Here is a 25,952-nt window from a genome sequence, read left to right as displayed (position 1 = left end):
TCGGTGGGATCACCCCACCGAAGGGTTCTTACAAATCGTCGAGCAGCGTTCGGGAGAGTTTTTTTAGCGTCTCAAGCTCATCGTCATTCATCCGCATGCTGCAGCGGATCTGGTCCGGCAAAGCCATCACCCGTTTCTTCAGTTCTTTCGCCTTATCGGTCAGTACGACATTTTTCATCCTTTCATCACCCACAACCGCGATACGGTTGAGGAATCCTTTTGCCTCAAGCTTTTGTACAAGCGGGGTCAATGTGCCCGAATCAAAAAACGTCTTATCGCTGAGATCGCGAAGTGGGATGTTGTCTTTCTCATAAAGCGCCATCAACACAACGAATTGCGGATAGGTCAGATCCATCTCTTGCAGTAAGGGGCGATACTGGCGAACAAACGCGTTGGTGACCGAGTACAGCGAGAAGCAAAGTAAATCATCTAGCGTTTTGTTTTCTTTCATTTTTCTATCAACTCCGAATCGGTTTCCTGAAAAAATTATAAATAATGTTTGACTAAAAGTATCTTGCGCGAAAGTATTATGCTAACAACTAAGTAGCACACTACTTAATTATCTCATCCGATCAAATACGCTTAAAGAGGCACTACCATGAAAACACTCACCGCCATCCTGGTTTCTTCTGTCTTCGCGTCAGCCGCGGCATCCGCTCAAACCACCAATACCCCAACCCCGACCGCAGGCGTACAGGCATTTCTTAATGTTTTGAATTCCGGCAAGGGTAAGCCAATGGAACAGATGACCCCGCAGGAGGCCCGCCAGGTACTGATTGGCGCGCAGCAAGGCGCAAAACTGCCGCCCGCTCAGGTTTCTGAAAAAACGATCCAGGTAAATGGCCAGGCGATAAAACTGAAAATAGTGAAACCTGAAAACGCCAGCGGCACGCTCCCCGCCTTTATGTTCTTTCACGGCGGCGGTTGGGTGCTGGGTGACTTCTCTACCCATGAACGTTTAATCCGCGATCTTGTTCGCGCTTCGGGTGCCGCTGCGGTTTACGTCGATTACACCCCGTCACCTGAGGCCCATTTCCCGGTGGCCATTAATCAGGCCTATGAAGCGACAAAATGGGTCGCCGGGCACGGTCAGGAAATTGGCGTGGACGGTAGCCGTCTGGGTCTGGTGGGTAACAGCGTCGGCGGCAACATGGTGGCTTCGGTGGCGCTGCAGGCCAAACAGTTCAATGGGCCAAAGATTCGCTACAACGTCATGCTCTGGCCGGTTACCGATGCGAACTTTGATACTGCCTCGTATAACCAGTTCGAAAATGGCTATTTCCTGTCGAAAAACATGATGAAATGGTTCTGGGATAACTACACCACCAGCGCTGCCGATCGCAACAATATCCTTGCGTCTCCGCTTCGCGCCAGCACCGCGCAGCTGAAAGGTTTCCCCGAGACGCTGATCCAGACGGCTGAGCTGGACGTTCTGCGGGATGAAGGTGAAGCATTCGGGCGTAAACTGGATGCGGCTGGCGTCCCGGTGACCGTCACGCGCTATAACGGCATGATCCACGACTACGGCCTGCTTAACCCGCTGAGCCAGGAGCCAACGGTTAAAGTTGCCCTTGAGCAGGCAGGTGCAGCGTTGCATGAACACCTGAAGTAGGATCGTCATTCTTAATACAGAGCACGGCCCCGGCCGTGCTTTTTTATTTCTCCTGCCTGGCCATCCATAAGCGACTCATATGACAGGCTTCATTTCCGCCAGGGCATACTGAAACGTATCCCGATGGTGTGGAAATGGATGCAGCATGTTAGCAGCTCAGGTCACTGATAATACGTATAAAGGCTGGCAGGCGTCGCTTGCCCTGCAGTTTTGTTACACCCCTGAGAAAACCCTCCTGCACTCCGCCCACCACGTCGGGCCGCTCACCGTTCAACGTCCGTTTTACCCCGAAGGGGAAACCTGCCACCTTTACCTGCTGCACCCGCCCGGCGGAATTGTGGGCGGCGATACGCTGGACATTTCCGTTCGGCTGGACGCCAAAAGCCACGCGCTCATCACCATGCCCGGGGCGAGCAAGTTCTATCGCAGCAGCGGCCCGCAGGCGCGTCTTAACCAGCACTTTTACCTCGATGAAGATTCCACGCTGGAGTGGCTGCCGCAGGACACCATTATCTTCCCCGGCGCGAATGCCGCGCTGCGTTCCGTCTTCCACCTGAAGGCCTCCAGCACGCTGCTGGCGTGGGAGCTGTACTGTCTGGGACGCCCGGTGATCGGTGAGACCTTTAGCCACGGCACGCTGGAAAGCCGCCTTGAAATCTGGGTTGAAAACGAACCGCGCCTGATCGAGCGTCAGCATCTTAGCGACGGCGATCTCACGCCCGTCGCCGGGCATCCGTGGCTCGGCACGCTGCTGTTCTATCCGGCCAAAGAAGAACATCTCGACGCGGTGCGCGAACGGCTCGCGCCCCTGGAAAATTATGCAGGTGCAACGCTCACAGACGATCTGCTTTCGGTGCGTTTTCTCTCCGACGACAACCTGATTTGCCAGCGGGTGATGCGCGACATCTGGCAGTCGCTTCGCCCGCTTCTCACCACCAAAACCGCCTGTTCGCCGCGTATCTGGCAGACATAAGAGAAACGTTATGGAACTGACCCCCAGAGAAAAAGACAAGCTGTTGCTGTTCACCGCCGCGCTGGTTGCCGAACGCCGCCTTGCGCGCGGGGTAAAGCTCAATTACCCGGAATCGGTCGCGCTGATCAGCGCCTTCATTATGGAAGGCGCGCGCGATGGCGAAACCGTCGCCTCGCTGATGGAAGCGGGCCGCCACGTCCTGAAGCGCGACCAGGTAATGGAGGGCGTCCCGGAGATGATCCCCGATATTCAGGTCGAAGCCACCTTCCCGGACGGTTCGAAGCTCGTCACCGTCCACAACCCGATCGTCTAAGGAGCGCGTGATGATCCCAGGTGAATACCAGATCCAGCCCGGAACGATTGTCCTCAACGTCGGGCGTGAAACCCAACGCGTGGTTGTCGAAAATCACGGCGACAGGCCGATCCAGGTCGGCTCGCACTACCACTTTTACGAGGTCAACCCGGCGCTGAAGTTCGATCGGGAAGCCACCAAAGGCTACCGGCTGAACATCCCGGCAGGCACCGCCGTGCGCTTTGAGCCCGGTCAGAAGCGGGAAGTGACGCTGGTTCAGGTCACGGGGGCGCAGCGCATTTTCGGCTTTCGCGGCGAGGTAATGGGCGAGGTGAAACATGGCTGAGATTTCGCGCCGGGCTTATGCCGATATGTTCGGCCCCACCACCGGGGATAAAGTGCGGCTTGCCGACAGCGAGCTGTGGATCGAAGTGGAAGACGATCTCACGGTCTACGGCGAAGAGGTCAAGTTCGGCGGCGGAAAGGTGATCCGCGACGGCATGGGCCAGGGGCAGATGACCGCTGACGGCTGCGTGGATCTGGTTCTCACCAACGCGCTGATCGTCGATCACTGGGGGATCGTGAAGGCCGATATCGGCGTCAAGAACGGGCGGATCTTCGCCGTCGGCAAAGCCGGGAACCCGGACATTCAGCCCGGCGTGACGATCCCGATTGGCGCGGCAACGGAGGTGATTGCCGCCGAGGGGAAGATCGTCACCGCCGGCGGGATCGATACCCACATCCACTGGATCTGCCCGCAGCAGGCGGAAGAAGCGCTGGTCTCCGGCGTCACCACCATGATCGGCGGCGGCACCGGGCCGGCGGCGGGCACCAACGCCACCACCTGCACGCCGGGGCCGTGGTATATCGCCCGCATGCTGCAGGCTGCCGATACGCTGCCGGTGAATATTGGCCTGCTCGGCAAAGGTAACGGCTCCAACCCGGACGCCCTGCGCGAGCAAATCGCCGCGGGCGCCATCGGGCTGAAGATCCACGAAGACTGGGGCGCGACGCCCGCCGCCATCAATTGCTCGCTGGAGGTGGCTGACGAGATGGATATTCAGGTGGCGCTGCACAGCGACACGCTGAACGAGTCCGGTTTTGTCGAAGACACGCTGGCAGCTATCGCCGGGCGCACTATCCACACCTTCCACACCGAAGGCGCGGGCGGCGGCCACGCGCCGGATATCATCACCGCCTGCGCGCACCCGAATATTCTGCCCTCCTCTACCAACCCGACCTTGCCCTATACGGTGAACACCATCGACGAGCATCTCGACATGCTGATGGTTTGCCATCACCTCGATCCGGATATCGCCGAGGACGTGGCTTTTGCCGAATCGCGCATTCGTCGTGAAACCATCGCCGCGGAAGACGTGCTGCACGACATCGGCGCGTTCTCGCTCACCTCGTCAGATTCGCAGGCCATGGGCCGCGTCGGGGAAGTGATTATCCGCACCTGGCAGGTGGCGCACCGCATGAAGGTCCAGCGCGGCGCGCTGCGGGACGAGACAGGCGATAACGACAACTTCCGCGTGAAGCGCTATGTCGCCAAATACACCATTAACCCGGCGCTCACCCACGGCATCGCCCATGAAGTCGGTTCGATTGAGGCGGGCAAGCTGGCGGATCTGGTGGTCTGGTCTCCGGCGTTCTTTGGCGTCAAACCCGCCACCATCGTCAAGGGCGGGATGATCGCCTGCGCGCCGATGGGCGATATCAACGCCTCGATCCCTACGCCGCAGCCGGTGCATTACCGCCCGATGTTTGGATCGCTGGGCGCCGCGCGCCACGCCACCCGACTAACGTTTATCTCGCAGGCCGCCAGTGCGAACGGCATCCCTCAACAGCTCAACCTGCAGAGCGCCACCGCGGTGGTGAAAGGCTGCCGGACGGTGAAAAAGGCGGACATGATCCACAACGGCCTGCAGCCGAATATTACCGTCGACTCGCAAACCTACGAGGTGCGCGTCGACGGTGAACTGATAACCAGCGAACCGGCTGACGTTCTGCCGATGGCGCAACGCTATTTCCTGTTTTGAGGAGTGATGATGATCTATTTAACCCAGCGCCTGGACCACGCGCATCCGATTACCGCCAGCGTCACGCTGCCGATTGACGTGCGGGTGAAAAGCCGCGCCCGCGTGGCGCTTAACGACGGGCGCGAGGCCGGGCTGATGCTGCCGCGCGGCCTGCTGCTGCGCGGGGGCGACCTGCTGACTACCGACGACGGCAGCGAGGTCATCGAAGTGATCGCCGCCCCGGAGTCGGTTTCCGTGGTGCGCTGCGCCGATCCGTTCCTGCTTGCCCGCGCCTGCTACCACCTGGGCAACCGCCACGTGCCGCTGCAAATCACGCCCGGCGAGCTGCGCTATCACCACGACCACGTTCTCGACGACATGCTGCGCCAGTTCGGTCTGGAGGTGGCCTACGCCAGCCTGCCGTTTGAACCGGAAGCGGGCGCTTACGCCAGCGATGCCCACAGCCACAGCCATTCTCACGCTCATTCACATTAAGGATCCATCATGCGCAAGTATTTACCGCTGTTACTGCTGGCTTTTTCCGTTCCCGCGCTCGCGCATCCCGGCCACGGTACCGACAGCTTTCAGGCCGGTTTTCTCCACCCGCTGACCGGGCTCGATCACCTGCTTATGCTCACCGGTGCGGGCGTGCTCTCGGCCCTGAGCGGCCGTAAACTCCTGCTGCCGTTTGCCACCCTCGGGATGATGCTTGTCGGCGCCATTGCGGGCAGCCTGCTCGGCGGCTTCAGCGGCATGGAGATGCTGATTATCGCCTCGCTGGCGGTATCCGGCGTGATGATGTTTAAAACTGAAAACCATCTGCTGCTGGCGGTGCCTGCCCTGGCGATGTTCCACGGCTGGGCGCACGGCGTGGAGATGTCCGGCCACAGCTTCTGGCTCTTCACCAGCGGCTTTATGCTCGCCAGCGCCACGGTGCTGTGCGCCAGTTTTGCCGCGGGGCTGCTGCTGCGCCGTCACGACGGCCTGCGTAAAACCTTCGGCGGCGGGCTGATCGTCTCCGCCCTGCTGGCGCTGATGAGCTGATGGAGCACGCCCGCCAGAGGCTGCGCCTGATGCAGCTCTCCAGCAGCAGCCTGCCGGTCGGGTCGTTTACCTGGTCGCAGGGGCTGGAGTGGGCCGTTGAGGCAGGCTGGGTCACCGACGCCGACGCGTTCAAACGCTGGCAAATCCAGCAGATGGAGCAGAGCTTTTTCTGCGTCGACCTGCCGCTGTTTATTCGGCTATTCCGGGCCTGCGAGCAGCAGGATCTGACGATGGCCAAACGCTGGACGGCATACCTTCTCGCCTGCCGGGAAACGCGCGAGCTGCGCGAAGAGGAACGCAACCGCGGGGCGGCGTTTACGCGGCTGATTAAGAGCTGGGAACCTGACTGTCCGCCCGAATGGCTGCCGCTGTTTATGCAAAGCCAGCTCTGCGGCATGGCCTGGCTCGGCGTGCGCTGGGGCATTAGCGCACGCGAGCTGGCGCTGAGCCTCGGCTACAGCTGGATAGAGAGCGCGGTGATGGCGGGCGTCAAGCTGGTGCCGTTTGGGCAACAGGCCGCACAGCAGCTGATTATCGAACTGGGCGACCATTACGCCGCCGGGCTTGAACAGGCATTTTTGCGTAGCGACGACGCGCTGGGGGCAGCGACGCCGCTGTCCGCCATCGCCTCCGCGCGCCACGAAACCCAATATTCACGACTATTCCGTTCCTGAGGAGTCAACATGGCTGATTACAAACATCCCCTGCGCGTGGGCGTAGGCGGCCCGGTAGGGTCGGGCAAAACCGCGCTGCTGGAAGCGCTTTGCAAGGCGATGCGCGACACGTATCACCTGGCGGTGGTGACCAACGATATTTACACCAAAGAGGATCAGCGCATTCTCACCGAGGCGGGCGCGCTGGAGCCGGAGCGCATCGTGGGCGTGGAGACGGGCGGCTGTCCGCATACTGCCATCCGCGAAGATGCCTCGATGAACCTGGCGGCGGTGGAAGCGCTCAGCGAGAAGTTCGGCAATCTGGATCTGATCTTCGTTGAAAGCGGCGGAGACAACCTGAGCGCGACGTTCAGCCCGGAGCTGGCGGATCTGACCATTTACGTGATCGACGTGGCCGAAGGGGAAAAAATCCCGCGCAAGGGCGGGCCGGGGATCACCAAATCCGATTTTCTGGTGATCAATAAAACCGACCTCGCGCCGTACGTCGGCGCGTCGCTGGAGGTGATGGAGCGCGACACCAACCGCATGCGCGGCGAGCGCCCGTGGACGTTTACCAACCTGAAGGCGGGTGACGGGTTAGCGACGATTATTGCGTTTCTGGAAGAGAAAGGGATGCTGCGGGTGTAATCAAACGATCCCCTCTCCCTTTGGGAGAGGGTTAGGGTGAGGGTCACGCTTCCGGCAGTTCCGCCAGCGGCCAGCGCGGACGCACGGACACGCTCAGGTCAGACGTCGCACCCGCATTCAGGCGCACCATTCCCGCGTAAGCGATCATCGCGCCGTTGTCGGTGCAGAATTCCGGACGCGCATAGAACACTTCCCCGCGACGCTTTTGCATCATCTCGGCGAGCTTCGCGCGCAGCGTGCGGTTAGCGCTCACGCCACCCGCCATCACCAGACGCTTAAAGCCGGTCTGATCCAGCGCGCGCTTGCACTTGATCATCAGCGTGTCCACCACCGCATCTTCGAACGCGCGGGCGATATCGGCGCGGGTCTGCTCGCTGTCATCGTTATTGCGAATCGTATTCGCCGCGAAGGTTTTCAGCCCGGAGAAGCTGAAATCCAGCCCTGGACGGTCGGTCATCGGACGCGGGAAGACAAAGCGCCCTTCTGTTCCCTGCGACGCCATTTTGGACAGCATCGGGCCGCCCGGATAATCCAGGCCCAGCAGCTTGGCGGTTTTATCGAACGCTTCCCCGGCGGCGTCGTCGATTGACTCGCCCAGCAGCTCATACTTGCCAATGCCCGTTACGCTAATCAGCTGCGTATGGCCGCCGGAGACCAGCAGCGCCACAAACGGAAATTCAGGCGGATTCTCTTCCAGCATCGGCGCCAGAAGATGCCCTTCCATATGGTGAACCGGGATCGCCGGCACATCCCACGCAAACGCCAGCGAACGGCCAACCGTCGCGCCGACCAGCAGCGCGCCGACCAGGCCCGGGCCTGCGGTATAGGCCACGGCATCAATATCGGTTGAGCTCAACCCGGCCTCTTTCAGCGCCGCCTGGATCAGGGGAACCGTTTTACGCACGTGGTCACGAGAGGCCAGTTCAGGTACGACGCCGCCGTAGTCAGCGTGCAATTTCACCTGACTATACAGCTGGTTGGCCAGAAGCCCTTTTTCGTCGTCGTAAATGGCGATGCCGGTTTCATCGCAGGATGTTTCAATACCCAGTACACGCATGACTTGTTTTACCTCGTTTCAATACCGCGCAGTGTAGAGCCTGGGCGGGTTGATGTAAAACTTTGTTCGCCCCAGGAAGAAGGCTCGTGTATACTCCTCACCCTTATTAAAGTCCCTTTCAAAATCGCATCGGTGCTTTACAAAGCAGCAGCATTTGCAGTAAAATTCCGCACCATTTTGAAATAAGCTGGCGTTGATGCCAGCGGCAAACCGAATTTATTAAAGGTGAGAGTTACATGCCGGTAATTAAAGTACGTGAAAACGAGCCGTTCGACGTAGCACTGCGTCGCTTCAAACGTTCATGCGAGAAAGCAGGTGTTCTGGCTGAAGTTCGTCGTCGTGAGTTTTATGAAAAACCAACGACCGAACGTAAGCGCGCTAAAGCTTCCGCTGTGAAACGTCACGCGAAGAAACTGGCTCGCGAAAACGCACGCCGTACTCGTCTGTACTAATTGGTTGAGGGCCTCAGCCCTCAATTGACAGACAGAGTAATAGTCGTAAGGCCGTGCTTCCGGAAGGAATGCGCGGCTTGTTTTCGTTTATAAGTCGCTTAAAGTTTTGGGGCATATGGCCGGAAGAATCCCACGCGTTTTCATCAATGACCTGCTTGCCAGAACCGACATCGTCGATCTCATCGACGCGCGGGTAAAGCTGAAAAAACAGGGCAAGAACTACCATGCGTGCTGTCCGTTCCATAACGAAAAAACCCCTTCCTTCACCGTAAACGGTGAAAAGCAGTTTTACCATTGCTTCGGCTGTGGTGCTCACGGTAATGCCGTTGATTTTTTAATGAACTACGACAAGCTCGAGTTCGTTGAAACCGTCGAAGAGCTGGCGGCGATGCATAACCTTGAAGTGCCGTATGAAGCAGGCAGTGGGCCAAGTCAGATCGAGCGCCATCAACGGCAAACGCTGTATCAACTGATGGATGGCCTGAATTCGTTTTACCAACAGTCTCTTAAGCAATCTGCGGCTGAGCCTGCGCGTCAGTATCTGAACAAGCGCGGACTGAGCGACGATGTCATTGCGCGTTTCGCTATTGGTTACGCCCCGCCCGGCTGGGACAACGTGTTAAAGCGTTTTGGCGGCAATAGCGAAGATCGTAAGTCTCTCATCGATGCAGGCATGCTGGTCACCAACGACCAGGGACGAAGCTACGACCGCTTCCGCGAACGGGTGATGTTCCCGATCCGCGACAAGCGTGGCCGGGTAATTGGTTTTGGTGGTCGCGTGCTGGGTGATGCCCTGCCGAAGTACCTTAACTCCCCGGAAACCGATATTTTCCATAAGGGCCGCCAGCTGTACGGCCTTTATGAGGCGCAACAGGATAACGCGGAACCTCCGCGTCTTCTGGTCGTCGAAGGCTATATGGACGTCGTTGCGCTGGCGCAGTACGACATCAACTACGCGGTTGCGTCGTTAGGTACGTCCACCACCGCCGATCATATTCAACTGCTGTTCCGGGTGACCAACAACGTCATCTGCTGTTACGACGGTGACCGCGCAGGACGCGACGCCGCCTGGCGCGCGCTGGAAACCGCGCTACCCTATATGACCGACGGGCGTCAGCTACGCTTTATGTTCCTGCCCGACGGTGAAGACCCGGATACGCTGGTGCGTAAAGAGGGCAAAGCGGCGTTTGAAGCGCGGATGGAGCAGGCTCAGCCGCTCTCCACGTTTTTGTTTAACAGCCTGATGCCGCAGGTCGATTTGAGTACCCCTGACGGGCGCGCGCAGCTCAGCACGCTGGCGCTGCCGTTAATCAGCCAGGTGCCCGGCGAAACGCTGCGCATCTATCTGCGTCAGGAGTTAGGCAACAAGCTCGGCATTCTGGATGACAGCCAGCTTGAACGTTTAATGCCAAAACAGGCTGAAAACGGTGCGGTTCGCCCCGCGCCTCAGCTAAAACGCACAACCATGCGTATACTGATAGGGTTGCTGGTCCAAAACCCCGAGCTCGCACCGCAGGTGCCGTCGCTGGCGGGTTTAAACCACGAAAAATTGCCCGGGCTTGGCTTATTTTCAGAACTGGTGAACACGTGTTTGTCTCAGCCAGGTCTGACCACCGGACAACTTTTAGAGCATTATCGCGGCACAAAAGAGGCCGCTACCCTTGAAAAATTGTCGATGTGGGACGATATAGCAGATAAGGACATTGCAGAAAAAACGTTCACCGACTCACTCAACCATATGTTTGATTCGATGCTTGAGCTGCGCCAGGAAGAGTTGATAGCTCGCGAGCGCACACACGGTTTAAGCAGCGAAGAACGCCGGGAGCTCTGGATGATTAACCAGGAACTGGCGAAGAAATAAAGAAATTTAACGGCTTAAGTGCCGAATATCGATCGGGAAGCCCCCGGCAGCCGCACTGAGAGGCAGCGGCAAAAATATAAGTACGCCCTCGCTTTAAAGGTTGGCAGCCCCATCGCCGACACCAATCAAACGAATTAAGTGTGGATACCGTCTTATGGAGCAAAACCCGCAGTCACAGCTGAAACTTCTTGTCCAACGTGGTAAGGAGCAAGGCTATCTGACCTATGCCGAGGTCAATGACCATCTGCCGGAAGATATCGTCGATTCAGATCAAATCGAAGATATCATCCAAATGATCAATGACATGGGCATTCAGGTGATGGAAGAAGCACCGGATGCCGATGATCTGTTGCTGGCTGAAACCTCCAACAACACTGACGAAGATGCGGAAGAAGCTGCTGCACAGGTACTGTCCAGCGTGGAATCTGAAATCGGGCGTACCACTGACCCGGTCCGCATGTACATGCGCGAAATGGGTACCGTTGAACTGTTGACCCGCGAAGGCGAAATTGACATCGCAAAACGCATCGAAGACGGGATCAACCAGGTTCAGTGCTCCGTTGCCGAGTACCCGGAAGCGATCACCTATCTGCTGGAGCAGTACGATCGCGTTGAAGCGGAAGAAGCGCGCCTGTCTGACCTGATCACCGGTTTTGTCGACCCGAACGCTGAAGAAGATATGGCGCCTACCGCCACTCACGTCGGTTCTGAACTGTCTCAGGAAGAGATGGATGATGACGAAGACGAAGATGAGGAAGAGAGCGACGACGACACCGCGGACGATGACAACAGCATCGACCCGGAGCTGGCGCGTGAGAAGTTTGCCGAGCTGCGTACCCAGTACGAAGTGACGCGTGACACCATCAAAGCGAAAGGCCGCAGCCATGCCGCCGCTCAGGAAGAGATCCTGAAGCTGTCTGAAGTATTCAAACAGTTCCGCCTGGTGCCAAAACAGTTCGACTACCTGGTGAACAGCATGCGCGTAATGATGGATCGCGTACGTACCCAGGAACGCATCATCATGAAGCTGTGCGTTGAGCAGTGCAAAATGCCGAAGAAGAACTTCATCACCCTCTTCACCGGCAACGAAACCAGCGAAACCTGGTTCAACGCGGCTATCGCGATGAACAAGCCGTGGTCTGAAAAACTGCACGACGTGAAGGACGATGTGCATCGCGGCCTGCAGAAACTGCATCAGATTGAAGAAGAGACCGGCCTGACCATCGAGCAGGTTAAAGACATCAACCGTCGTATGTCCATCGGTGAAGCGAAAGCCCGCCGTGCGAAGAAAGAGATGGTTGAAGCTAACTTGCGTCTGGTTATCTCTATCGCCAAGAAATACACCAACCGTGGTCTGCAGTTCCTGGATCTGATTCAGGAAGGCAACATCGGTCTGATGAAAGCGGTAGATAAGTTTGAATACCGTCGTGGTTACAAGTTCTCCACCTACGCAACCTGGTGGATCCGTCAGGCTATCACCCGCTCTATCGCGGATCAGGCGCGCACCATCCGTATTCCGGTGCATATGATTGAGACCATCAACAAGCTCAACCGTATTTCCCGCCAGATGCTGCAGGAGATGGGCCGCGAGCCGACGCCGGAAGAGCTGGCCGAGCGCATGCTGATGCCGGAAGACAAGATCCGTAAAGTGCTGAAGATCGCCAAAGAGCCAATCTCCATGGAAACACCAATCGGTGATGATGAAGATTCGCATCTGGGTGATTTCATCGAGGATACCACCCTCGAGCTGCCGCTGGATTCTGCGACCACCGAGAGCCTGCGCGCTGCGACGCACGACGTTCTGGCCGGCCTGACCGCCCGTGAAGCAAAAGTCCTGCGTATGCGTTTCGGTATTGATATGAACACCGACCACACGCTGGAAGAAGTGGGTAAACAGTTCGACGTTACCCGCGAACGTATCCGTCAGATCGAAGCGAAGGCGCTGCGTAAGCTGCGTCATCCAAGCCGCTCTGAAGTGCTGCGTAGCTTCCTGGACGACTAATCGGTCCTGACAGTGAAAAAGCTCCCAATCGGGAGCTTTTTTTTGTTTATTCCCTCTCCCACAGGGAGAGGGTCAGGGCGAGGGCATCAGGCCGCAGAGGCCCTAAAGCCCCCGCACCATCAGCGCCTCATCCAGCTCGCGATACGCCTCAACCAGCTTATCCAGCGTCGCCCTGTTGAGCCCGCTCGGGTTCGGCAGCACCCACACCTGCGTAACGCCAATCATGATGCTCTGCTTACCCCACCGCAGCGCGTGTCCAGCAAATGCTGTTCCTCTTCGGGCTTGAGTAGCCTGTCGGTAAACCCGGCCTGGTAGATCACCTTCCAGAAGCGATTGCCCGGATGGGCAAAGTGAAAACCGGTGTGCGCCGAGGACTTACCCGGGTTGATTCCGCAGAACACCACCCGCAGGCCAGGGGCCAGAATATCGTTGATCATCTTTACTCCCGCTGATACATCGTTATGGAAGTATAAAGGATTGATTATGCGTTGTTTATAAAAACAGCAGGCAGGTGTGAATGGCTGGATTGCTGCGGGGAGTTACTTTATAATTCACCGCCACGGCCCCTTAGCTCAGTGGTTAGAGCAGGCGACTCATAATCGCTTGGTCGCTGGTTCAAGTCCAGCAGGGGCCACCAAATAAAACAAGGGCTTAGATAAGAAATTATCTAAGCCCTTTTTCTTTGCGTCGAATTTGGGTCAGGTAATGGGTCAGGTAACGTTTTGGCTTCGAACCTGAAATGCCAACTTCCAGACTAAAGGTTTACATGAACACTTTTGCTTCGGAAATCCACGCTCTGCTGCAACGACTCGTCAGCGAAGAAACCCCAAACCTGAGTAAGTACGATAAGGATTTGCTATCACACCTTGAGGTGGCGCTATATCACTTACTGGTGGCTGAAAATGGATTGGAGTCAGTTTACAAGGTTCGTTTCGAGGATAGCGGCCATCTGTTAAAGCAGCAAAACGCAGGAATGGGGCCTGATTCAACAACAGATTTAAAGGATGATTTTCAAGCACAAGCAGGTATACACATATTGAGACTCACGAATATATTGTGTCTTGATTACGTACATCGCTACCTATCTGATCGCTTCAAAAAAATCACGCTTGTAGAGTCAGGCCATGTTGTAAACAGCATGAGAAAAGATGAAAACCAGCGAGAAACTAAAAAACGGAAAAATGGTGGTCAAAAGAGCCATCAACGTATGGTGCTTGTAAAGAATCATATCCTCAGTCTCACAATGGCTTTTTTGAACAATCAACCTCCCAAGCCTTCAGGCACTTCCTATACGTTGAAAGAAATAAACACAGCCATTCATAACGATGTCATCAATTTCTTTAAAGAACACCCGGACTTTCCTCAAAGTAAAAAAATTCTCTTAAACTCTGATAACACTCCTAAGCTTGAACCTGATGCCACAGATGCAATCACGAATAAACTAAGCTCACTTAAAAAAGAAGGCTTGCTTAGACCATTTTTTGAGCCGTCAACACCGAACCAGTAAGTGGTTCGGTATACGTCCCCTGTCGTACGAACCAGAATGCCTCCTGTCCATTAAAATCAAGAGAGGCATTATCAATGTTTGAAGTTTCACCAGAACAACGCCTTAGCATTCTCAAAACCTATGGTCTGACTGTCGACAGATTGGTACGTGAAGATGAGCGCAAATCTATTACCAGCATCTCTCGTTCTCGTGCGTGGGAGCTAGAAAATCAGGGCAAATTTCCCCCGCGCAAAAAACTGGGTTCTCACAGTTGCGCATGGCTGCTTTCTGATTTGTTAATCTGGAGCCACCAGCGTTAGGGGGTCCGGTATGTATATTTTCTCTCACAATAATATGGCACCGGTTTCTTTTCGCCGTTACCTCAACAAAGTTGAAGTGTGCCTTTTTCTTCGTATCAGCTTACCGACGCTTAACCGCTGGATACGTAATGGTGATTTCCCCCCACCTCATAAAATTGGTCAGTACATTGTGGGCTGGCCGCCAGAAATAGTTAAACGCTAAAGGATATAACGAAAATCAGCAGGCTCCAGGAGCCTGCGGGTTTTATTTATCGCAAGCATGAACCTGAATGGCGTAATTTTTACAGACAATAAGCCATCAGAACTACAGGCCTCATGACCATATTGCCAAAACTAACTCAGGATTATTTATAATATATGTCCACCAGCACACCCATGAATCCGTTTCAGATATCAAGAAAAAAGCTTGGTGCCTTTATCTATCAAGGTTATGCCTTACCCGTGTATGAATGGCCTCAGCGTGCGGTATATCCTGAGCCTAAAATCATGCGTGCGATGATGGACGGCCTTACTGAGATATTCAGCCAATCGACTAAAGTGCTGGTGCTACGTTTCGACTTGCATGTCAAAGAACACAGCGAGTCTAATCAGGTCATCAGCCAGTTCAGTCAGGCACTGGCAAGCACGCTGAAGAAACAATATCCTGGTACTTGGTTTCATCTGATGTGGGTTCGTGAGCATGGTCGCAGCCCGAAACAACATTATCACTGTGTGTTAATGGCTAACGGTCAAAAGATACAGCATCCGGCGAAACTCATCCCAATGATAGACGAATGCTGGCAGACCTCCTCCGAGGGGACTTTCAGCCTGCCATCCAACAGCTATTACTTCTGGAAACGTGGCGAAAGCCATTTGCTCGGACTGATTATTTATCGGCTTAGCTATCTGGCGAAAAACATCACTAAAAAACGTTTTAACATCAAAACCAGACGTTACGGCAATCGTTGTCTCTCTGCCAGCAGCCAACTTCCCGCACAAACGTTGAGCGTACTGTTAGGCCGGTAAGATTGACGTTAAGACACTTCAGAACTGTAATAACACGGTGTTCGGTGAATCGCTCTTTGCATACGACTATCTCCTTAAGGGACATAATCAGAGTGAGGATAACAACTGAAACCTGGCCTGTTTTAGTTAACTGATGAACATCAAGGTCTTGCAGCTAGCAATTATTTACTGGCTGCAGAACCCTTGAATAATCACAACAATGAAAGGCCATAGGTAGGCGAATCAGCTTTCTCAGCTATTCGAGCAACAATTTTTACCCCACCTTGCCCCACAGTTACTGCATGGCTGATAACGAACAAATTCGGTTCTTTGTTGTTCAGTAAGAGTTTTCCTCAGAAACGGATGTTCGTCATTGTAAGCTTTCAAAAGTTCCCCTGGGACAAGCTCCCAGTCTTCTTTATCAGGCGTCACATTTGCTCTGATCATCAAACCATAAGGAAGCTTTTTCTCGCCTTTTAACTTAAGCCGTTTTTTTTTTGATTCCGGCTGAACCGTCATCGTTGCAAGACCGAATTCAAGATCATAAAACTCTGTCGAGCGCGGTATCTGCATATCCCCGCCAACACCAGAAACATGAACAATCAGATTTTCATCGATGCTAATTTCCAGCTCAATTCTCTCTTCCAGAGGGGGAAAATCCGGGTTAATCGGGATAACCAATTCACCATAGTTGGTGCGCGGATCTGCGGCAGCAGTTTTACCTACCATTTGTGGTCGTTTAAACGACGCAAGTGCATTCCCATCTCGAGGGTCTGTGCAATACATGGATTGTGGATAGCTGATCGAATTTCCACGGGTCGGTAGCAATGTCCCCTCAGGGATGATAGTCAGCATCGAATTGCGTGCTTCGAGTAGTTCAAAAGGCTTTGATAATGTCAGCTTCAACTCATCCGACGCGATCCAGGCTGCGCCCTCAGAAATAATACGGTCTCCCTTTTTTGAAATCTCAAGCGAAGCAATACCAAACAACTCACTCAACTGCCGTTTGATAAGGGGCATGTTAACCATGCCACCAGTAGCCAGACACAAAGCGATCGTCTGCCTATCAATATCGGCCTGATTATCAGCTAACAACGCATCGATTTCATTAATCCCTTGGCTAATTAATCGTTTAGAAATAGCCTCAAGCTCTTCTCGAGTTAACCAGTAATCGATTTCCGACTCTTCCCCTTCACCAAGGTAGTAGTCAGGCACAAAGATAGAAGTCTTGTCGTGGGTTGAAAGCGTGATTTTTGCACGCTCACAGGCCGCCTGTAATTTGGCTAGCATCCCAGGACTACGCTCTAGCTGGCTCTCATCGTCCCAGTTGTGCTGCTCTGCATGCTTTTGCTCAACATACTTCTGAATAGCATCATCAAGATAGTCTCCTCCCACGGAGTTATTACCGCGGTTCAGGATTTGCAGGATATTGCCATTAACCACCTTGCATAACGTTAGATCAAGGGTACCGCCCCCCCAGTCAAACACCAGTAACATCTTGCCTTCGAATCGTCTTAGTGCCCCTTTAGGGTCTTCCTGATCACGAAAATAGCCATAGAGGGCTGCAAGAGGCTCATGTACAAAGCTCTCAACATAGACACCAGCGTTTAGCAATGCCTCACGAAGTACCTGCCGCTCGCGGCCTCCCATCGCAACAGGAATAGTCACCACTGCATTCTTCAAATCGGCACTTTCTTCGTCATCTTCATCTCGGGCGTGTTCAATAAGATATCGAATATACTCAGTCACCACTTCGCCAGGACTGAGTAAACGCCCATCAACATTGATATCAGTACAACCCAACAGCTTTTTAGGGCCACGAACGGTATTTCCTAAAACACCGATTCCATGCTGATCGAGCTTATCTTTTGCTTTTTTACCACAGATGGTTTTATCGCTCTCATAGCGAACAACTGAAGGGTGAGGTCGTCCTAAGTCATCGAATGATTTAATTTTCCCAGCACGCGTCACCACCGAAATCAGACTGTTTGTGGTGCCAAAATCGATACCTATTTTCTGAACCATGATAATTCTCTCTCAATGCTTTCAAGGACCAGCTCGACATAATGTGTCGCAATTTCCACCTTCGGCTTTTCTCTCTGCAATGCATTAAGAGATAATTTAAGTGGCTCCATAACATCTTCATTTAACAGATTGAAAGCGCGTGATTTTGCCTTACTGACGTCATCTTTCAGGTGTACACGCTGAGCTTTATCATCAAGCACTTGCTCTTCAGACTGGGTTTTAACCTGACTAAGGCTAACTTTTAGCAGCTCAATTTCCTGCTGCAACGTAGATACTTGATGCGTTAGTTGAGTTTTTTCAGCCTCTGCATCATTCATTCGTTTGTTGAGTTTTTCTATGATGCTGTCACTAAACCGCTGACCTTCACGAGCGCTGGTCAGTAATTTTCCGTAGTAGCTAACTGTATCAGCGATACCGCCTCGCGGCTCGCTGAGTTGAGAAGCGAGAAAGCCACAAATTTTCTTCTCATTGATTAAGCCATCACCGCGCTCTAAGATGCGATTTTCGAATGCCTGAATGCCTATTTTTACATCACATTTGCCTGTTTCTACCGCCCACAAATAACAGATAGTCAGCAAATTTTCGCATTGCTGGCGAAGATGCTCCGGAGTTAGTGAGCGAAGCGAAGAAGATGATGTGTCTGAGCCCTCTTTCTGTTTAAGTTGCTCCTTAATCGACGTAATTCTTGCTTCATAGCGTTTACTAAAGCTACGAGTTAAGTGCGCCAGAATCCCCGGATTACTCAAACTCAGAGGTTCAGCCGCCGACAGAAAGAGATTTGAGTACCCCAGGTGTTTGCCCACCCAATGCTCACTTAATGCCTTTACCGCAAAATCGAGGACTACCTTGCTAACCTCATGATTCCCTTGAGTGAGAATCACTATTTGCGACAATTTGTTGAACTCAGGATCTGACATACCGACAGATGCAACCAGCTTCTCAAGCACCTCGTTAGGTATTCTTCCCGGCTGCTGTATGCGCTTTAAATCGGACTGCAATACCTGAGTTAGCGCGCTTGCACGCACCTTGCCATCCTTATTCGTCACAGGAATAAACAGTTGGCTTAAAATACTCTCTAGTGTTTTTATTTTTTCAGCATCATTCGCTTTGCTACTGCTCGCAGCTACTTCTGGCGACCCTTTGTCTGAAAAACGTTCTGCCTTGTCGAACTCGGCCTGGTTTTCGGCAATCACTGATTCAGTTTCAGTGGCAACTGGATTAGCTTGGGGTTCCGCATGATCCTTGTTTCGTTTCAAGGATAAGGTCCCTGTCTTTTTTTCTTTATTTTCAGACATCTGAAGCCTCTGATTCTGGAACTGTAACGTTAAAAACTTCACTATATTTCAATTTTGTACCGTAGTTACGCTGAGCTTTAAGATTACCTTCCTCCGTCGCCTTGAGATAACGAAGGTAATTCAGTTTTTGGCGATCCTGATTAACCAGTTTCGAGATGTTAATCTGGTCGATAGCCAGCTCGAGGCTTTCCAGTGTATAGCGTGAAAAATGGGCAACATAATCATTCAGAATACGGCTGGTAATATGGTCTGTCGGTAATTTTAAAATGACATTCTGGTCGCCAGCATTGGTCAAAATAGTATCCCCACGGAAGAGCATCAACGCGTCATCCAGACGAGAAATAGACGATCGCCCATAGAAATCTGAAAAATCATTAAATGAGAATTTAATGAGTTGAGACAGTGAATACGATAGCGCCGTGGGATACTGCACAAGCAACTGATGTGAACGATTAAAACACTTTGCAAAGTCTTCAGTGGTTAATCGTTCAGCGCGCTGATCCTTCGCCATCACACCATGTAAATAACGAATAAGCCCATCTCTGTACCAGATAACTTCATCGCAGCCCTCCGTTTCACTTATGAAATGAGATATCGTATCGCCATCGAAATCATCCCGACCAAACAGGCGCAAGAAACTCTGATCGACCTGTTCAAGCTGAGTCAGAGAGGCTACCAGCAAATCAATCTTAATGCGCTTAGGACGTATCCCCCGGCGCGATAGCTTTATATCAAAAAAGCCTTTCTTCGCTGAACAGAGTTGTTTCAATAACTCGTCCGGGTGTCCGAGAACATCACCGTTCAGTTCAATTTCATCAACACAACTTAATACAATGTCTTCCGGACCCACCGCTCGAGTAAGCTTGAAATTATCTCCCATGACCTCTCGTCCATCGATGGTAAGCATAGGATTCGCAACAGGATGAAGGCGTTCATGTTGGCTAAGCTCCGACAAAGAAGAAAATTCCATCGGGCATTCACGACATTTAAATTTGGTCGTTGCCCCTTTTTCTTGCGCTGAAAAACCTCGTTCAAGAAAGAGGTCAATGGCCGTCTCCTGAATCCAACCTACGGTAGGCATAGCTTGCTCCTGTAAATGAACGCAACTAACTCAAGAAGTCAGAAGGAACTAAGCAGGCACATCATCTGTTCTCGGTGATGTCCTGCCCTATTGCTCCCAATCAGTGCAACAATTAAGCCCCTTTCAACATATCAAACACCACGCGGGCAAAGCCTTTCGCCAGTTCAGGGTTAGAGAGGTATTGCACCATCATCTCCTGCTGGGCGTCGTTGCTGTCCATCACGGCATCATCAATGGCTTTCGGGAAATCGCCCAGCATCGCCTGTTCGCGCGTATTGTTCGCAATCTGGGTCATCACTGCCTGGTTTTCTGACAGTTTGTCGCGCACCGCAAAGGCATAATTGATCATGTCTTTATCGGTGAGATTATCGGTAACGAACAGCTCGTTAAGACGCGCCAGAATATTCGACAGAAACTCTTCTTTCTTGTCTTTCGGCTTTGCCGTACCGACATCATTACCCGGTGTGATTTTGTATTCCGCCGCATCTTCCTGCAGCTTCAAGTGCTGTTCGTGGAGCTTCGACAGGCGGTAATGGCTCATCTCGACGTTGCTTAAATCAATCTCATCTTCTTCGATACGCTGTTCATGCAGCAACGGACGCAGGTGGCGGGCAAACAGGCTCAGCTTCTCCAGGTTCTTGTCGTCGTAATCGACGATTTGCGACATAAACTCGTAAAAGCGGACAAAGCTGCCGAGATCTTTCTTGAAGATATCCAGCTTACTTTTTTCTTTCTCGCACTCTTTGAAGGTGTTTTCCGCATTGGTGATCAGCACAATATCGCCGGTCTTCTTGGTGCGTTCAAACATCTCTTTGGCCAGCACATATGCATCAATCGCCGAGGTGTAGCGATGTTTCCAGCGCTCCACCGCAGGTTTGCAGATATTGCTAATGGCGGCGTTGGATTTGTTTTTACTGAAGAACGCCTCGCAGAACTGCTCTACTTCGTTCCACAGGAAAATACCGCTGGTACGCAGCTTTTCAAAAAGTTCAAAGACCTGTTGAGGGTCGCTGACATCCGTCAATTCTGCGGTCTGGTAGTACGGCTGGAAAGCACCCAAAATCTCGTCAGGCTCATTGTAGAAATCGAGTACAAACGTGCCGGACTGCGCCTTCCCTGGATAGGTACGGTTCAGGCGCGACAGCGTCTGTACGCACTCCACGCCGCCCAGTTTTTTATCCACATACATGGCACACAGCTTGGGCTGGTCGAAACCGGTCTGGAATTTGTTGGCCACCAGCATCACCTGGTAGTCGTCGGTATCAAAGGCTTTGCGCATATCCCGGCCTTTCAGCCCTGGGTTCATGTTGATCTCGGTGAACTTCTGGTGAAGCAGCGCAAGGCTGTTGTGGTCATCTTCATGAAACTCAACTTCACCGGAGAACGCCACCATCGCGCTTATCTTGTCGTATTTTTGCTCGGCGATGTATTTATCGAACGCCAGCTTGTAGCGCACCGCCGCTTTACGCGAGCTGGTCACCACCATAGCTTTCGCCTGGCCTGCCAGTAAGTGCATCACATGCTTACGGAAATGCTCAACAATCACCGTCACTTTCCGCGACACGTTATAATCGTGCAGCGTCACCCACTGGTTCAGTTTGATCTTAGCTTTCTTGCTGTCCACTTCCCGATCAGGATCTTTCAACTTTTGAAGCAGCTTGTACGCCACTTTGTAGTTGGTGTAGTTCTTCAGCACATCGAGAATAAAGCCCTCTTCGATGGCCTGGCGCATGGAGTAAACGTGGAACGCTTCCGGTTTGTTCGTTTTCGACGCCGGTTCCTGTGGATTAGGGCGACGACCAAACAGCTCCAGCGTTTTGGCTTTCGGCGTGGCGGTGAAGGCGTAATAGTTGAGGTTGTTGCTGCCTTTACGCGCGGCGACGGTGGCATCCAGAATATCTTCTGAAGACATCTCCACATCGTCATCCGCCTCTTCCGTCATCAGCACTTCTTTCAGCTGACGCGCCGTAGAGCCGCTCTGCGAGGAGTGCGCTTCATCGGCAATCACCGCGTATTTACGCTGCTTGAGGCTGACGCTGTTTTCAATCGCCTTCAGGACAAACGGGAAGGTCTGAATGGTGACGATAATGATTGGCTGCGAGTTTTCTAGCGCGCTGGCCAGCTTCTCTGATTTAGAGCCGTCGCCTTCTTTGTTATTGATGCGCCCGACCACGCCATCCTGGTGTTCAAACTGGTAGATGGTGTCCTGCAACTGGTCGTCCAGCACGGTGCGGTCCGTCACCACAATCACCGAGTGAAACTGCTTCTCGCCATTTTCATCGTACAGGCGGGAAAGCTGGTGGGCCGTCCAGGCGATAGAGTTCGATTTGCCCGAGCCCGCACTGTGCTGAATCAGATATTTATTGCCGGTCCCTTCCACCGTGGCGGCGGTGATCAGTTTGTTCACCACGTCCCACTGATGATAGCGCGGGAAAATCAGGCTCTCGCTTTTGTACTTCAGGCCAATGGCATCTTCTTTTTCTACGATTTGCAGATGCACAAAACTGGCGAGAATTTTCAGCAGGTTGTCCGGTAGCAACACCTCATTCCACAGGTAGCTGGTGGCGTAGTCATTGGCATCTTCTGGGATGTCATTCCCCGCGCCGCCGTCATGGGTGCCTTTGTTAAACGGCAGGAAGAAGGTTTTATCGCCCTCGAGCTTGGTCGCCATAAACACTTCGTACTGGCTGACAGCAAAGTGCACCAGCGCGCCGCGTTTAAAGGTCAGCAGCGGCTCAGGCTTATTAGTGCCAGGATCTTTGGGCAAACGCGTTTTCTTATATTGCGTGATGGCGTTTTGCACCGCCTGCTTAAATTCAGACTTTAGTTCGAGGGTCGCTATTGGCAGGCCATTGACGAACAACACCAGGTCGATACGCCATTTCTTCGCCTTCACGCCCGTTTCTTCAAAGGCGGCGTTCGACGCATGCGGGCTGTAAACCAGCTCCGGCACGATGCGGCAGATATTCTGTTTATAGCGCGTCAGAGTTTCCGGATTGAGGTTATGTTCCGGTTTAAACTGGCACAGGGAAAAGCGTGCGTTATGGCTTTTGATACCATGACGCAGCACGCCGAGCGTACCGTAAGTGCGAGACAAAACATCGGTGGCGTTGATATCCGCTTTTTTCAGCTGCGCCACCAGCGCATCGAGGAAATGACGCTCGGTATCGGTAGGGTAAATTTTGGCAAACTTCTCCCACTCCTGCGGCTGCGTGGTTTGCACAAAGGTCAGCGCATCCTGGGAATACAGCGCACGTTCGCGATCGTAGCCGTCGGTTTTACCACAAATCCAACCTTTTACTTCCATCTGAGCAATCATCTCATTCTGGAAAATCAGCTCTTTGGTGCTGTCCATGCTCATGCGGTGGCCTCCTGTGGCTCCTCAACATCCTGCATGTCAGCGGCAACCCAGTCGCGGACGTCGATTTTTCCGGTGACGGCGGCGGAGATTAGGGCTGTGCGGCGTTCCTGGAGAAATTTTATAGAGTTATTTAGTTTTGTTTCGAGCTGATCAAAGATCTTATTTTTTGCAGTTATAAAACTAGCAATTTCGACTTGTTCACTAAAGCAGGGTGCAACCATATAAAATGACTTTATTGATTCTTTCGTTATATTATTTGCTAACCCCTCAGCACCATTTATAGCCAACTTAATCTGGTTTCGCATTGGCAGGGAGCCCATTAAATGAGATAAAAATTCAGGGGCAATTTTTTTTATTGGTATAACTCTAAATGTTTTATCTGAAAGCAACAATTTCGTTCGACAATTATAGACAAAAGCCATTGAACCGATTAAATCGACCGAACCGCTTGCTCGAGACATAATGAGATCACCGGGATGAACCTCATACTCAATATTTGGAATTATTGAGGATGGTAGCGCTTTATGCTCTTTTTCATTAAATAGACCACCATTCACGCACCCAGACTTCAAAACACCCCATTCATTTTCTTCAGCATTACGCGCCTCGCACTCAGGACTTTTTCCCTGTTCAATCCGAACAATTGCATGACGCATATGCATCACAACCCAATGCGCCGGCACTTCCCCCAACCACTCAACACCGGAATCTTTCATCGGTACATCAGGGTTTAGCCCTTTGGTGACGGCATGGCTAATCACTGCCTGACGTTTTTCTTTCAGCAGTTCAATCAGTTGTTGCTGCTTTTTGATCAAGTTATCGATTTTTGCGGTTTCGTGATCGAGGAAACATGCAATTACATTACTCTCATCATCTGCCAATTCAGGGATAAGGATATTCTTCATTTCAGAAGAATTTGTACTCCAAAGGTCTGCAACAATGCCTTTACCATAGCGGTAAAACTCTTCCTGGAACGGATAACTGCGGAGTAAATGGTGAGCAAATTTAGGGTTTATTCTTTTAGGCTCCATTACTATGCTAATTAATGAAACAGACCCATTAAGTTGAGACACTCCCGAAGATCCCTTCCTATCTGAACGGCTATTAATAACAAAATCATTTTTCAAAACCAGCTTACGATTATCCCCTGCATCTGTTTTAGCTGCAGTATCAATTTGGGGGACAATACCCTGCATAGTTACAGATAAAGGAGGATAGTCTTTATCACTAACTTTATCTCTTCTTTCCTCAAAAAATTGACCAAGCCGCTTAATATTCCAGTGAGAGGGTACCATCCCCAACCACTCAACCCCAGAATCCTTATACTCCGGATACGCCTTATACTTAGCCATCAGGAATGCACCTCCTGCAGCAGTTTCATAATCTCGGCGCTGACCGCATCCAGATCGGCATCAATCTCTTCCAGCGGGCGTGGCGGCTGATAGACGTAGAAATGGCGGTTAAACGGAATCTCGTAACCAACAATCCCCACCTCACCATCTTTCGCATCGCGCTTATCGGCGTTGATCCATGCGTCATTCACATGCGGCAGCACTTCTGCCTTGAAGTAATTTTCAATCAGGTCACTGGTGGATACAGCTGGGTTCAACGGCACGTTTTCGTTATCGCGTAGCTCGCCGTCCTGTTCGAACTCAACCACTTTGCCCTGGTATTCAAATGCCCCGTACAGCGGCTGAGCGGCTTCTTTCAGCACCTTTTTCACCACCGGCTCGGCATCCGGGTTTTTGGTGGTGATGGCATCGATAAACTGCTTGTTCTCTTTCGCATCAAGCTTCACGCCAGCCGTTTTGATGGCCCCTTTCAGGGTCAGCTGGAACTGGTTGAAGTCATTGCTCACCAGCATTTTTCCACCCGCCTGTGTCCCCAGAGCCGTCTGAATCTGCTGTGCTTTTTCCATCAATCCGCGCTGTGCCAGCCACAGTTTGCTGTCGAGCAGGTCTTTAATCTGCTTCTCTTTCAGCTCGGCGAATTCAGCTTTAATGATGGCGCGCGCATCGGCTTCCAGCTCGGAGAAATCACCATAGCTATCCGCCTGCCATTGGGCTGCGAACGCTTCATAAAGACGTTCCATTGGCGCGTTAAACGGCTTCGGCGCAAANCCCGCCTGTGTCCCCAGAGCCGTCTGAATCTGCTGTGCTTTTTCCATCAATCCGCGCTGTGCCAGCCACAGTTTGCTGTCGAGCAGGTCTTTAATCTGCTTCTCTTTCAGCTCGGCGAATTCAGCTTTAATGATGGCGCGCGCATCGGCTTCCAGCTCGGAGAAATCACCATAGCTATCCGCCTGCCATTGGGCTGCGAACGCTTCATAAAGACGTTCCATTGGCGCGTTAAACGGCTTCGGCGCAAAGCGCAGAGTCGCAATCGCCTCATCCGTCACCTGAGCAGATAAACGCAGTGGGCGCTCAATGGTCAGGCGGCGATAGCCAAAATCAGTACTGTTAAAGATTTTACTGGCGAAGGTTTTCGGCGCTTCGGTTTTGGCTGTGGCAGGCTGACGGCCTCGGTTGGATTTTTGCTCGGCGGCTTTCTCCAGACCCAGTTCTTCCAGAGTTGTGACATCCACCACCTCAAACTCACCGAAGGTCTGGGTGATCAGCTTGATATCGTCTTCGCCCATCAGGTTACGTTTGGAACCCAGCGATTTACGCATTTTGCCGCACAGGTTGGTGCCATCAATCAGCTGTACTTTGCCTTTACGCTCAGGCGCTTTCTTGTTGGAGAGGATCCAGACGTAGGTGGCAATGCCGGTGTTGTAGAACATGTC

The 25,952-nt window shown here is 52.6% G+C and carries 23 protein-coding genes, 1 tRNA gene and 3 pseudogenes; 17 read left to right on the top strand and 10 right to left on the bottom strand.

The features are described from left to right. Positions 1-28 precede the first annotated feature (28 nt). Positions 29-451 (bottom strand): MarR family winged helix-turn-helix transcriptional regulator, encoded by a 423-nt coding sequence (locus LA04_RS00580; RefSeq protein WP_047650083.1) that lies wholly within the window; start codon positions 449-451, stop codon positions 29-31. 147 nt (positions 452-598) lie between these two features. Here LA04_RS00580 and LA04_RS00575 point away from each other — a divergent pair, with 147 nt between their 5' ends. The 9 genes from LA04_RS00575 to ureG all read left to right on the top strand — a co-directional run bounded on the left by LA04_RS00575 (position 599) and on the right by ureG (position 7,243). Further along, a complete protein-coding gene (locus LA04_RS00575) occupies positions 599-1,612 on the top strand; it encodes an alpha/beta hydrolase (RefSeq protein ID WP_047650082.1) in 1,014 nt (337 codons plus the stop codon). Positions 1,613-1,757: 145 nt separating this feature from the next. Continuing rightward, on the top strand, positions 1,758-2,585 hold the full coding sequence (locus LA04_RS00570; RefSeq protein ID WP_047650080.1) for an urease accessory protein UreD: 828 nt from the start codon (positions 1,758-1,760) through the stop codon (positions 2,583-2,585). 10 nt (positions 2,586-2,595) lie between these two features. Continuing rightward, positions 2,596-2,898 carry an urease subunit gamma gene (locus LA04_RS00565; protein ID WP_047650079.1) on the top strand — a complete coding sequence of 101 codons (303 nt, stop codon included), beginning with the start codon at positions 2,596-2,598 and terminating at the stop codon, positions 2,896-2,898. 10 nt (positions 2,899-2,908) lie between these two features. After that, positions 2,909-3,223, top strand: coding sequence for an urease subunit beta (locus LA04_RS00560; protein ID WP_047650077.1), 315 nt, complete (start codon positions 2,909-2,911; stop codon positions 3,221-3,223). Next, a complete protein-coding gene (gene ureC, locus LA04_RS00555) occupies positions 3,216-4,919 on the top strand; it encodes an urease subunit alpha (RefSeq protein ID WP_047650076.1) in 1,704 nt (567 codons plus the stop codon). Before LA04_RS00560 ends, ureC begins: the two co-directional genes overlap by 8 nt. Before the next feature lie 9 nt (positions 4,920-4,928). Next, the gene (ureE, locus tag LA04_RS00550) at positions 4,929-5,393 is read left to right on the top strand and encodes an urease accessory protein UreE (RefSeq protein WP_047650074.1); all 465 of its coding nucleotides are present in this window, start codon (positions 4,929-4,931) and stop codon (positions 5,391-5,393) included. A 9-nt stretch (positions 5,394-5,402) separates the two neighbouring features. Continuing rightward, complete coding sequence (locus tag LA04_RS00545) at positions 5,403-5,942, top strand: HupE/UreJ family protein (protein ID WP_047650073.1); 540 nt, start codon at positions 5,403-5,405, stop codon at positions 5,940-5,942. Beyond that, on the top strand, positions 5,942-6,616 hold the full coding sequence (locus tag LA04_RS00540) for an urease accessory protein UreF (RefSeq protein ID WP_047650072.1): 675 nt from the start codon (positions 5,942-5,944) through the stop codon (positions 6,614-6,616). Before LA04_RS00545 ends, LA04_RS00540 begins: the two co-directional genes overlap by 1 nt. A 9-nt stretch (positions 6,617-6,625) precedes the next feature. Beyond that, positions 6,626-7,243, top strand: coding sequence for an urease accessory protein UreG (ureG, locus tag LA04_RS00535; protein WP_014071813.1), 618 nt, complete (start codon positions 6,626-6,628; stop codon positions 7,241-7,243). 43 nt (positions 7,244-7,286) lie between these two features. On the opposite strand, the gene tsaD is transcribed toward ureG, so the two are convergent. Then, the gene (gene tsaD, locus LA04_RS00530) at positions 7,287-8,300 is read right to left on the bottom strand and encodes a tRNA (adenosine(37)-N6)-threonylcarbamoyltransferase complex transferase subunit TsaD (protein ID WP_024906472.1); all 1,014 of its coding nucleotides are present in this window, start codon (positions 8,298-8,300) and stop codon (positions 7,287-7,289) included. A gap of 236 nt (positions 8,301-8,536) precedes the next feature. Here tsaD and rpsU point away from each other — a divergent pair, with 236 nt between their 5' ends. From rpsU to rpoD, 3 genes are all read left to right on the top strand, one after another. Beyond that, complete coding sequence (gene rpsU / locus LA04_RS00525) at positions 8,537-8,752, top strand: 30S ribosomal protein S21 (RefSeq protein WP_001144069.1); 216 nt, start codon at positions 8,537-8,539, stop codon at positions 8,750-8,752. Between the two features lie 115 nt (positions 8,753-8,867). Next, positions 8,868-10,613 carry a DNA primase gene (gene dnaG, locus LA04_RS00520; protein ID WP_047650069.1) on the top strand — a complete coding sequence of 582 codons (1,746 nt, stop codon included), beginning with the start codon at positions 8,868-8,870 and terminating at the stop codon, positions 10,611-10,613. A 154-nt stretch (positions 10,614-10,767) separates the two neighbouring features. Continuing rightward, positions 10,768-12,615 (top strand): RNA polymerase sigma factor RpoD, encoded by a 1,848-nt coding sequence (gene rpoD / locus LA04_RS00515; protein WP_023309228.1) that lies wholly within the window; start codon positions 10,768-10,770, stop codon positions 12,613-12,615. A gap of 102 nt (positions 12,616-12,717) precedes the next feature. Here rpoD and LA04_RS00510 read toward each other — a convergent pair. Then, positions 12,718-13,052, bottom strand: a pseudogene (locus LA04_RS00510) (uracil-DNA glycosylase family protein). 124 nt (positions 13,053-13,176) lie between these two features. Between LA04_RS00510 and LA04_RS00505 the strand changes: the two are divergent. The 5 genes from LA04_RS00505 to LA04_RS00490 all read left to right on the top strand — a co-directional run bounded on the left by LA04_RS00505 (position 13,177) and on the right by LA04_RS00490 (position 15,426). After that, positions 13,177-13,252 (top strand) — tRNA-Ile (locus LA04_RS00505). Between the two features lie 129 nt (positions 13,253-13,381). Continuing rightward, a complete protein-coding gene (locus LA04_RS00500; protein WP_152594338.1) occupies positions 13,382-14,122 on the top strand; it encodes a hypothetical protein in 741 nt (246 codons plus the stop codon). A gap of 74 nt (positions 14,123-14,196) precedes the next feature. Continuing rightward, positions 14,197-14,421 carry a helix-turn-helix transcriptional regulator gene (locus tag LA04_RS23200; RefSeq protein ID WP_065356082.1) on the top strand — a complete coding sequence of 75 codons (225 nt, stop codon included), beginning with the start codon at positions 14,197-14,199 and terminating at the stop codon, positions 14,419-14,421. Positions 14,422-14,431: 10 nt separating this feature from the next. Beyond that, positions 14,432-14,623: a helix-turn-helix transcriptional regulator gene (locus LA04_RS25195; RefSeq protein WP_047650065.1), complete on the top strand. Its 192-nt coding sequence runs from the start codon at positions 14,432-14,434 to the stop codon at positions 14,621-14,623. Positions 14,624-14,778: 155 nt separating this feature from the next. Then, complete coding sequence (locus LA04_RS00490) at positions 14,779-15,426, top strand: YagK/YfjJ domain-containing protein (RefSeq protein WP_081957631.1); 648 nt, start codon at positions 14,779-14,781, stop codon at positions 15,424-15,426. Between the two features lie 231 nt (positions 15,427-15,657). Here the strand turns inward: LA04_RS00490 and LA04_RS00485 are convergent, their stop codons facing one another. The 7 genes and pseudogenes from LA04_RS00485 to LA04_RS25185 form a co-directional block, all read right to left on the bottom strand. Further along, positions 15,658-17,430: an Hsp70 family protein gene (locus tag LA04_RS00485; RefSeq protein WP_047650062.1), complete on the bottom strand. Its 1,773-nt coding sequence runs from the start codon at positions 17,428-17,430 to the stop codon at positions 15,658-15,660. Then, a complete protein-coding gene (locus LA04_RS00480; RefSeq protein ID WP_047650061.1) occupies positions 17,415-18,725 on the bottom strand; it encodes a hypothetical protein in 1,311 nt (436 codons plus the stop codon). Before LA04_RS00480 ends, LA04_RS00485 begins: the two co-directional genes overlap by 16 nt. Continuing rightward, complete coding sequence (locus LA04_RS00475) at positions 18,718-19,806, bottom strand: C2H2-type zinc finger protein (RefSeq protein WP_047650059.1); 1,089 nt, start codon at positions 19,804-19,806, stop codon at positions 18,718-18,720. The genes LA04_RS00480 and LA04_RS00475 overlap by 8 nt, the downstream gene beginning before the upstream one ends. Before the next feature lie 112 nt (positions 19,807-19,918). Further along, entirely contained in the window at positions 19,919-23,167 is a 3,249-nt protein-coding gene (locus tag LA04_RS00470) for a type I restriction endonuclease subunit R (protein ID WP_047650057.1), read from the bottom strand. Further along, positions 23,164-24,519, bottom strand: coding sequence for a restriction endonuclease subunit S (locus LA04_RS00465; protein ID WP_047650055.1), 1,356 nt, complete (start codon positions 24,517-24,519; stop codon positions 23,164-23,166). Before LA04_RS00465 ends, LA04_RS00470 begins: the two co-directional genes overlap by 4 nt. After that, a pseudogene (locus tag LA04_RS25190) lies at positions 24,519-25,292 on the bottom strand (SAM-dependent DNA methyltransferase); the annotation flags it as partial. The gene LA04_RS00465 and the pseudogene LA04_RS25190, both read right to left, overlap by 1 nt. Before the next feature lie 15 nt (positions 25,293-25,307). Then, positions 25,308-25,952 (bottom strand): annotated as a pseudogene (locus LA04_RS25185) (N-6 DNA methylase); the annotation flags it as partial.

The sequence above is a fragment of the Enterobacter sp. UCD-UG_FMILLET genome, from assembly GCF_000762975.1.
Lineage (GTDB): Bacteria > Pseudomonadota > Gammaproteobacteria > Enterobacterales > Enterobacteriaceae > Enterobacter > Enterobacter dykesii.
The sequence above is the reverse complement of the archived record's forward strand: the minus strand, read 5'-3'. Positions and strand labels throughout refer to the sequence as shown.

Bases quoted from the DNA above. Each gene is read 5' to 3' on its own strand.
- LA04_RS00580 (WP_047650083.1), bottom strand. From the start codon at position 451: ATGAAAGAAAACAAAACGCTAGATGATTTACTTTGCTTCTCGCTGTAC.
- LA04_RS00575 (WP_047650082.1), top strand. From the start codon at position 599: ATGAAAACACTCACCGCCATCCTGGTTTCTTCTGTCTTCGCGTCAGCC.
- LA04_RS00570 (WP_047650080.1), top strand. From the start codon at position 1,758: ATGTTAGCAGCTCAGGTCACTGATAATACGTATAAAGGCTGGCAGGCG.
- LA04_RS00565 (WP_047650079.1), top strand. From the start codon at position 2,596: ATGGAACTGACCCCCAGAGAAAAAGACAAGCTGTTGCTGTTCACCGCC.
- LA04_RS00560 (WP_047650077.1), top strand. From the start codon at position 2,909: ATGATCCCAGGTGAATACCAGATCCAGCCCGGAACGATTGTCCTCAAC.
- ureC (WP_047650076.1), top strand. From the start codon at position 3,216: ATGGCTGAGATTTCGCGCCGGGCTTATGCCGATATGTTCGGCCCCACC.
- ureE (WP_047650074.1), top strand. From the start codon at position 4,929: ATGATCTATTTAACCCAGCGCCTGGACCACGCGCATCCGATTACCGCC.
- LA04_RS00545 (WP_047650073.1), top strand. From the start codon at position 5,403: ATGCGCAAGTATTTACCGCTGTTACTGCTGGCTTTTTCCGTTCCCGCG.
- LA04_RS00540 (WP_047650072.1), top strand. From the start codon at position 5,942: ATGGAGCACGCCCGCCAGAGGCTGCGCCTGATGCAGCTCTCCAGCAGC.
- ureG (WP_014071813.1), top strand. From the start codon at position 6,626: ATGGCTGATTACAAACATCCCCTGCGCGTGGGCGTAGGCGGCCCGGTA.
- tsaD (WP_024906472.1), bottom strand. From the start codon at position 8,300: ATGCGTGTACTGGGTATTGAAACATCCTGCGATGAAACCGGCATCGCC.
- rpsU (WP_001144069.1), top strand. From the start codon at position 8,537: ATGCCGGTAATTAAAGTACGTGAAAACGAGCCGTTCGACGTAGCACTG.
- dnaG (WP_047650069.1), top strand. From the start codon at position 8,868: ATGGCCGGAAGAATCCCACGCGTTTTCATCAATGACCTGCTTGCCAGA.
- rpoD (WP_023309228.1), top strand. From the start codon at position 10,768: ATGGAGCAAAACCCGCAGTCACAGCTGAAACTTCTTGTCCAACGTGGT.
- LA04_RS00500 (WP_152594338.1), top strand. From the start codon at position 13,382: ATGAACACTTTTGCTTCGGAAATCCACGCTCTGCTGCAACGACTCGTC.
- LA04_RS23200 (WP_065356082.1), top strand. From the start codon at position 14,197: ATGTTTGAAGTTTCACCAGAACAACGCCTTAGCATTCTCAAAACCTAT.
- LA04_RS25195 (WP_047650065.1), top strand. From the start codon at position 14,432: ATGTATATTTTCTCTCACAATAATATGGCACCGGTTTCTTTTCGCCGT.
- LA04_RS00490 (WP_081957631.1), top strand. From the start codon at position 14,779: ATGTCCACCAGCACACCCATGAATCCGTTTCAGATATCAAGAAAAAAG.
- LA04_RS00485 (WP_047650062.1), bottom strand. From the start codon at position 17,430: ATGGTTCAGAAAATAGGTATCGATTTTGGCACCACAAACAGTCTGATT.
- LA04_RS00480 (WP_047650061.1), bottom strand. From the start codon at position 18,725: ATGTCTGAAAATAAAGAAAAAAAGACAGGGACCTTATCCTTGAAACGA.
- LA04_RS00475 (WP_047650059.1), bottom strand. From the start codon at position 19,806: ATGCCTACCGTAGGTTGGATTCAGGAGACGGCCATTGACCTCTTTCTT.
- LA04_RS00470 (WP_047650057.1), bottom strand. From the start codon at position 23,167: ATGAGCATGGACAGCACCAAAGAGCTGATTTTCCAGAATGAGATGATT.
- LA04_RS00465 (WP_047650055.1), bottom strand. From the start codon at position 24,519: ATGGCTAAGTATAAGGCGTATCCGGAGTATAAGGATTCTGGGGTTGAG.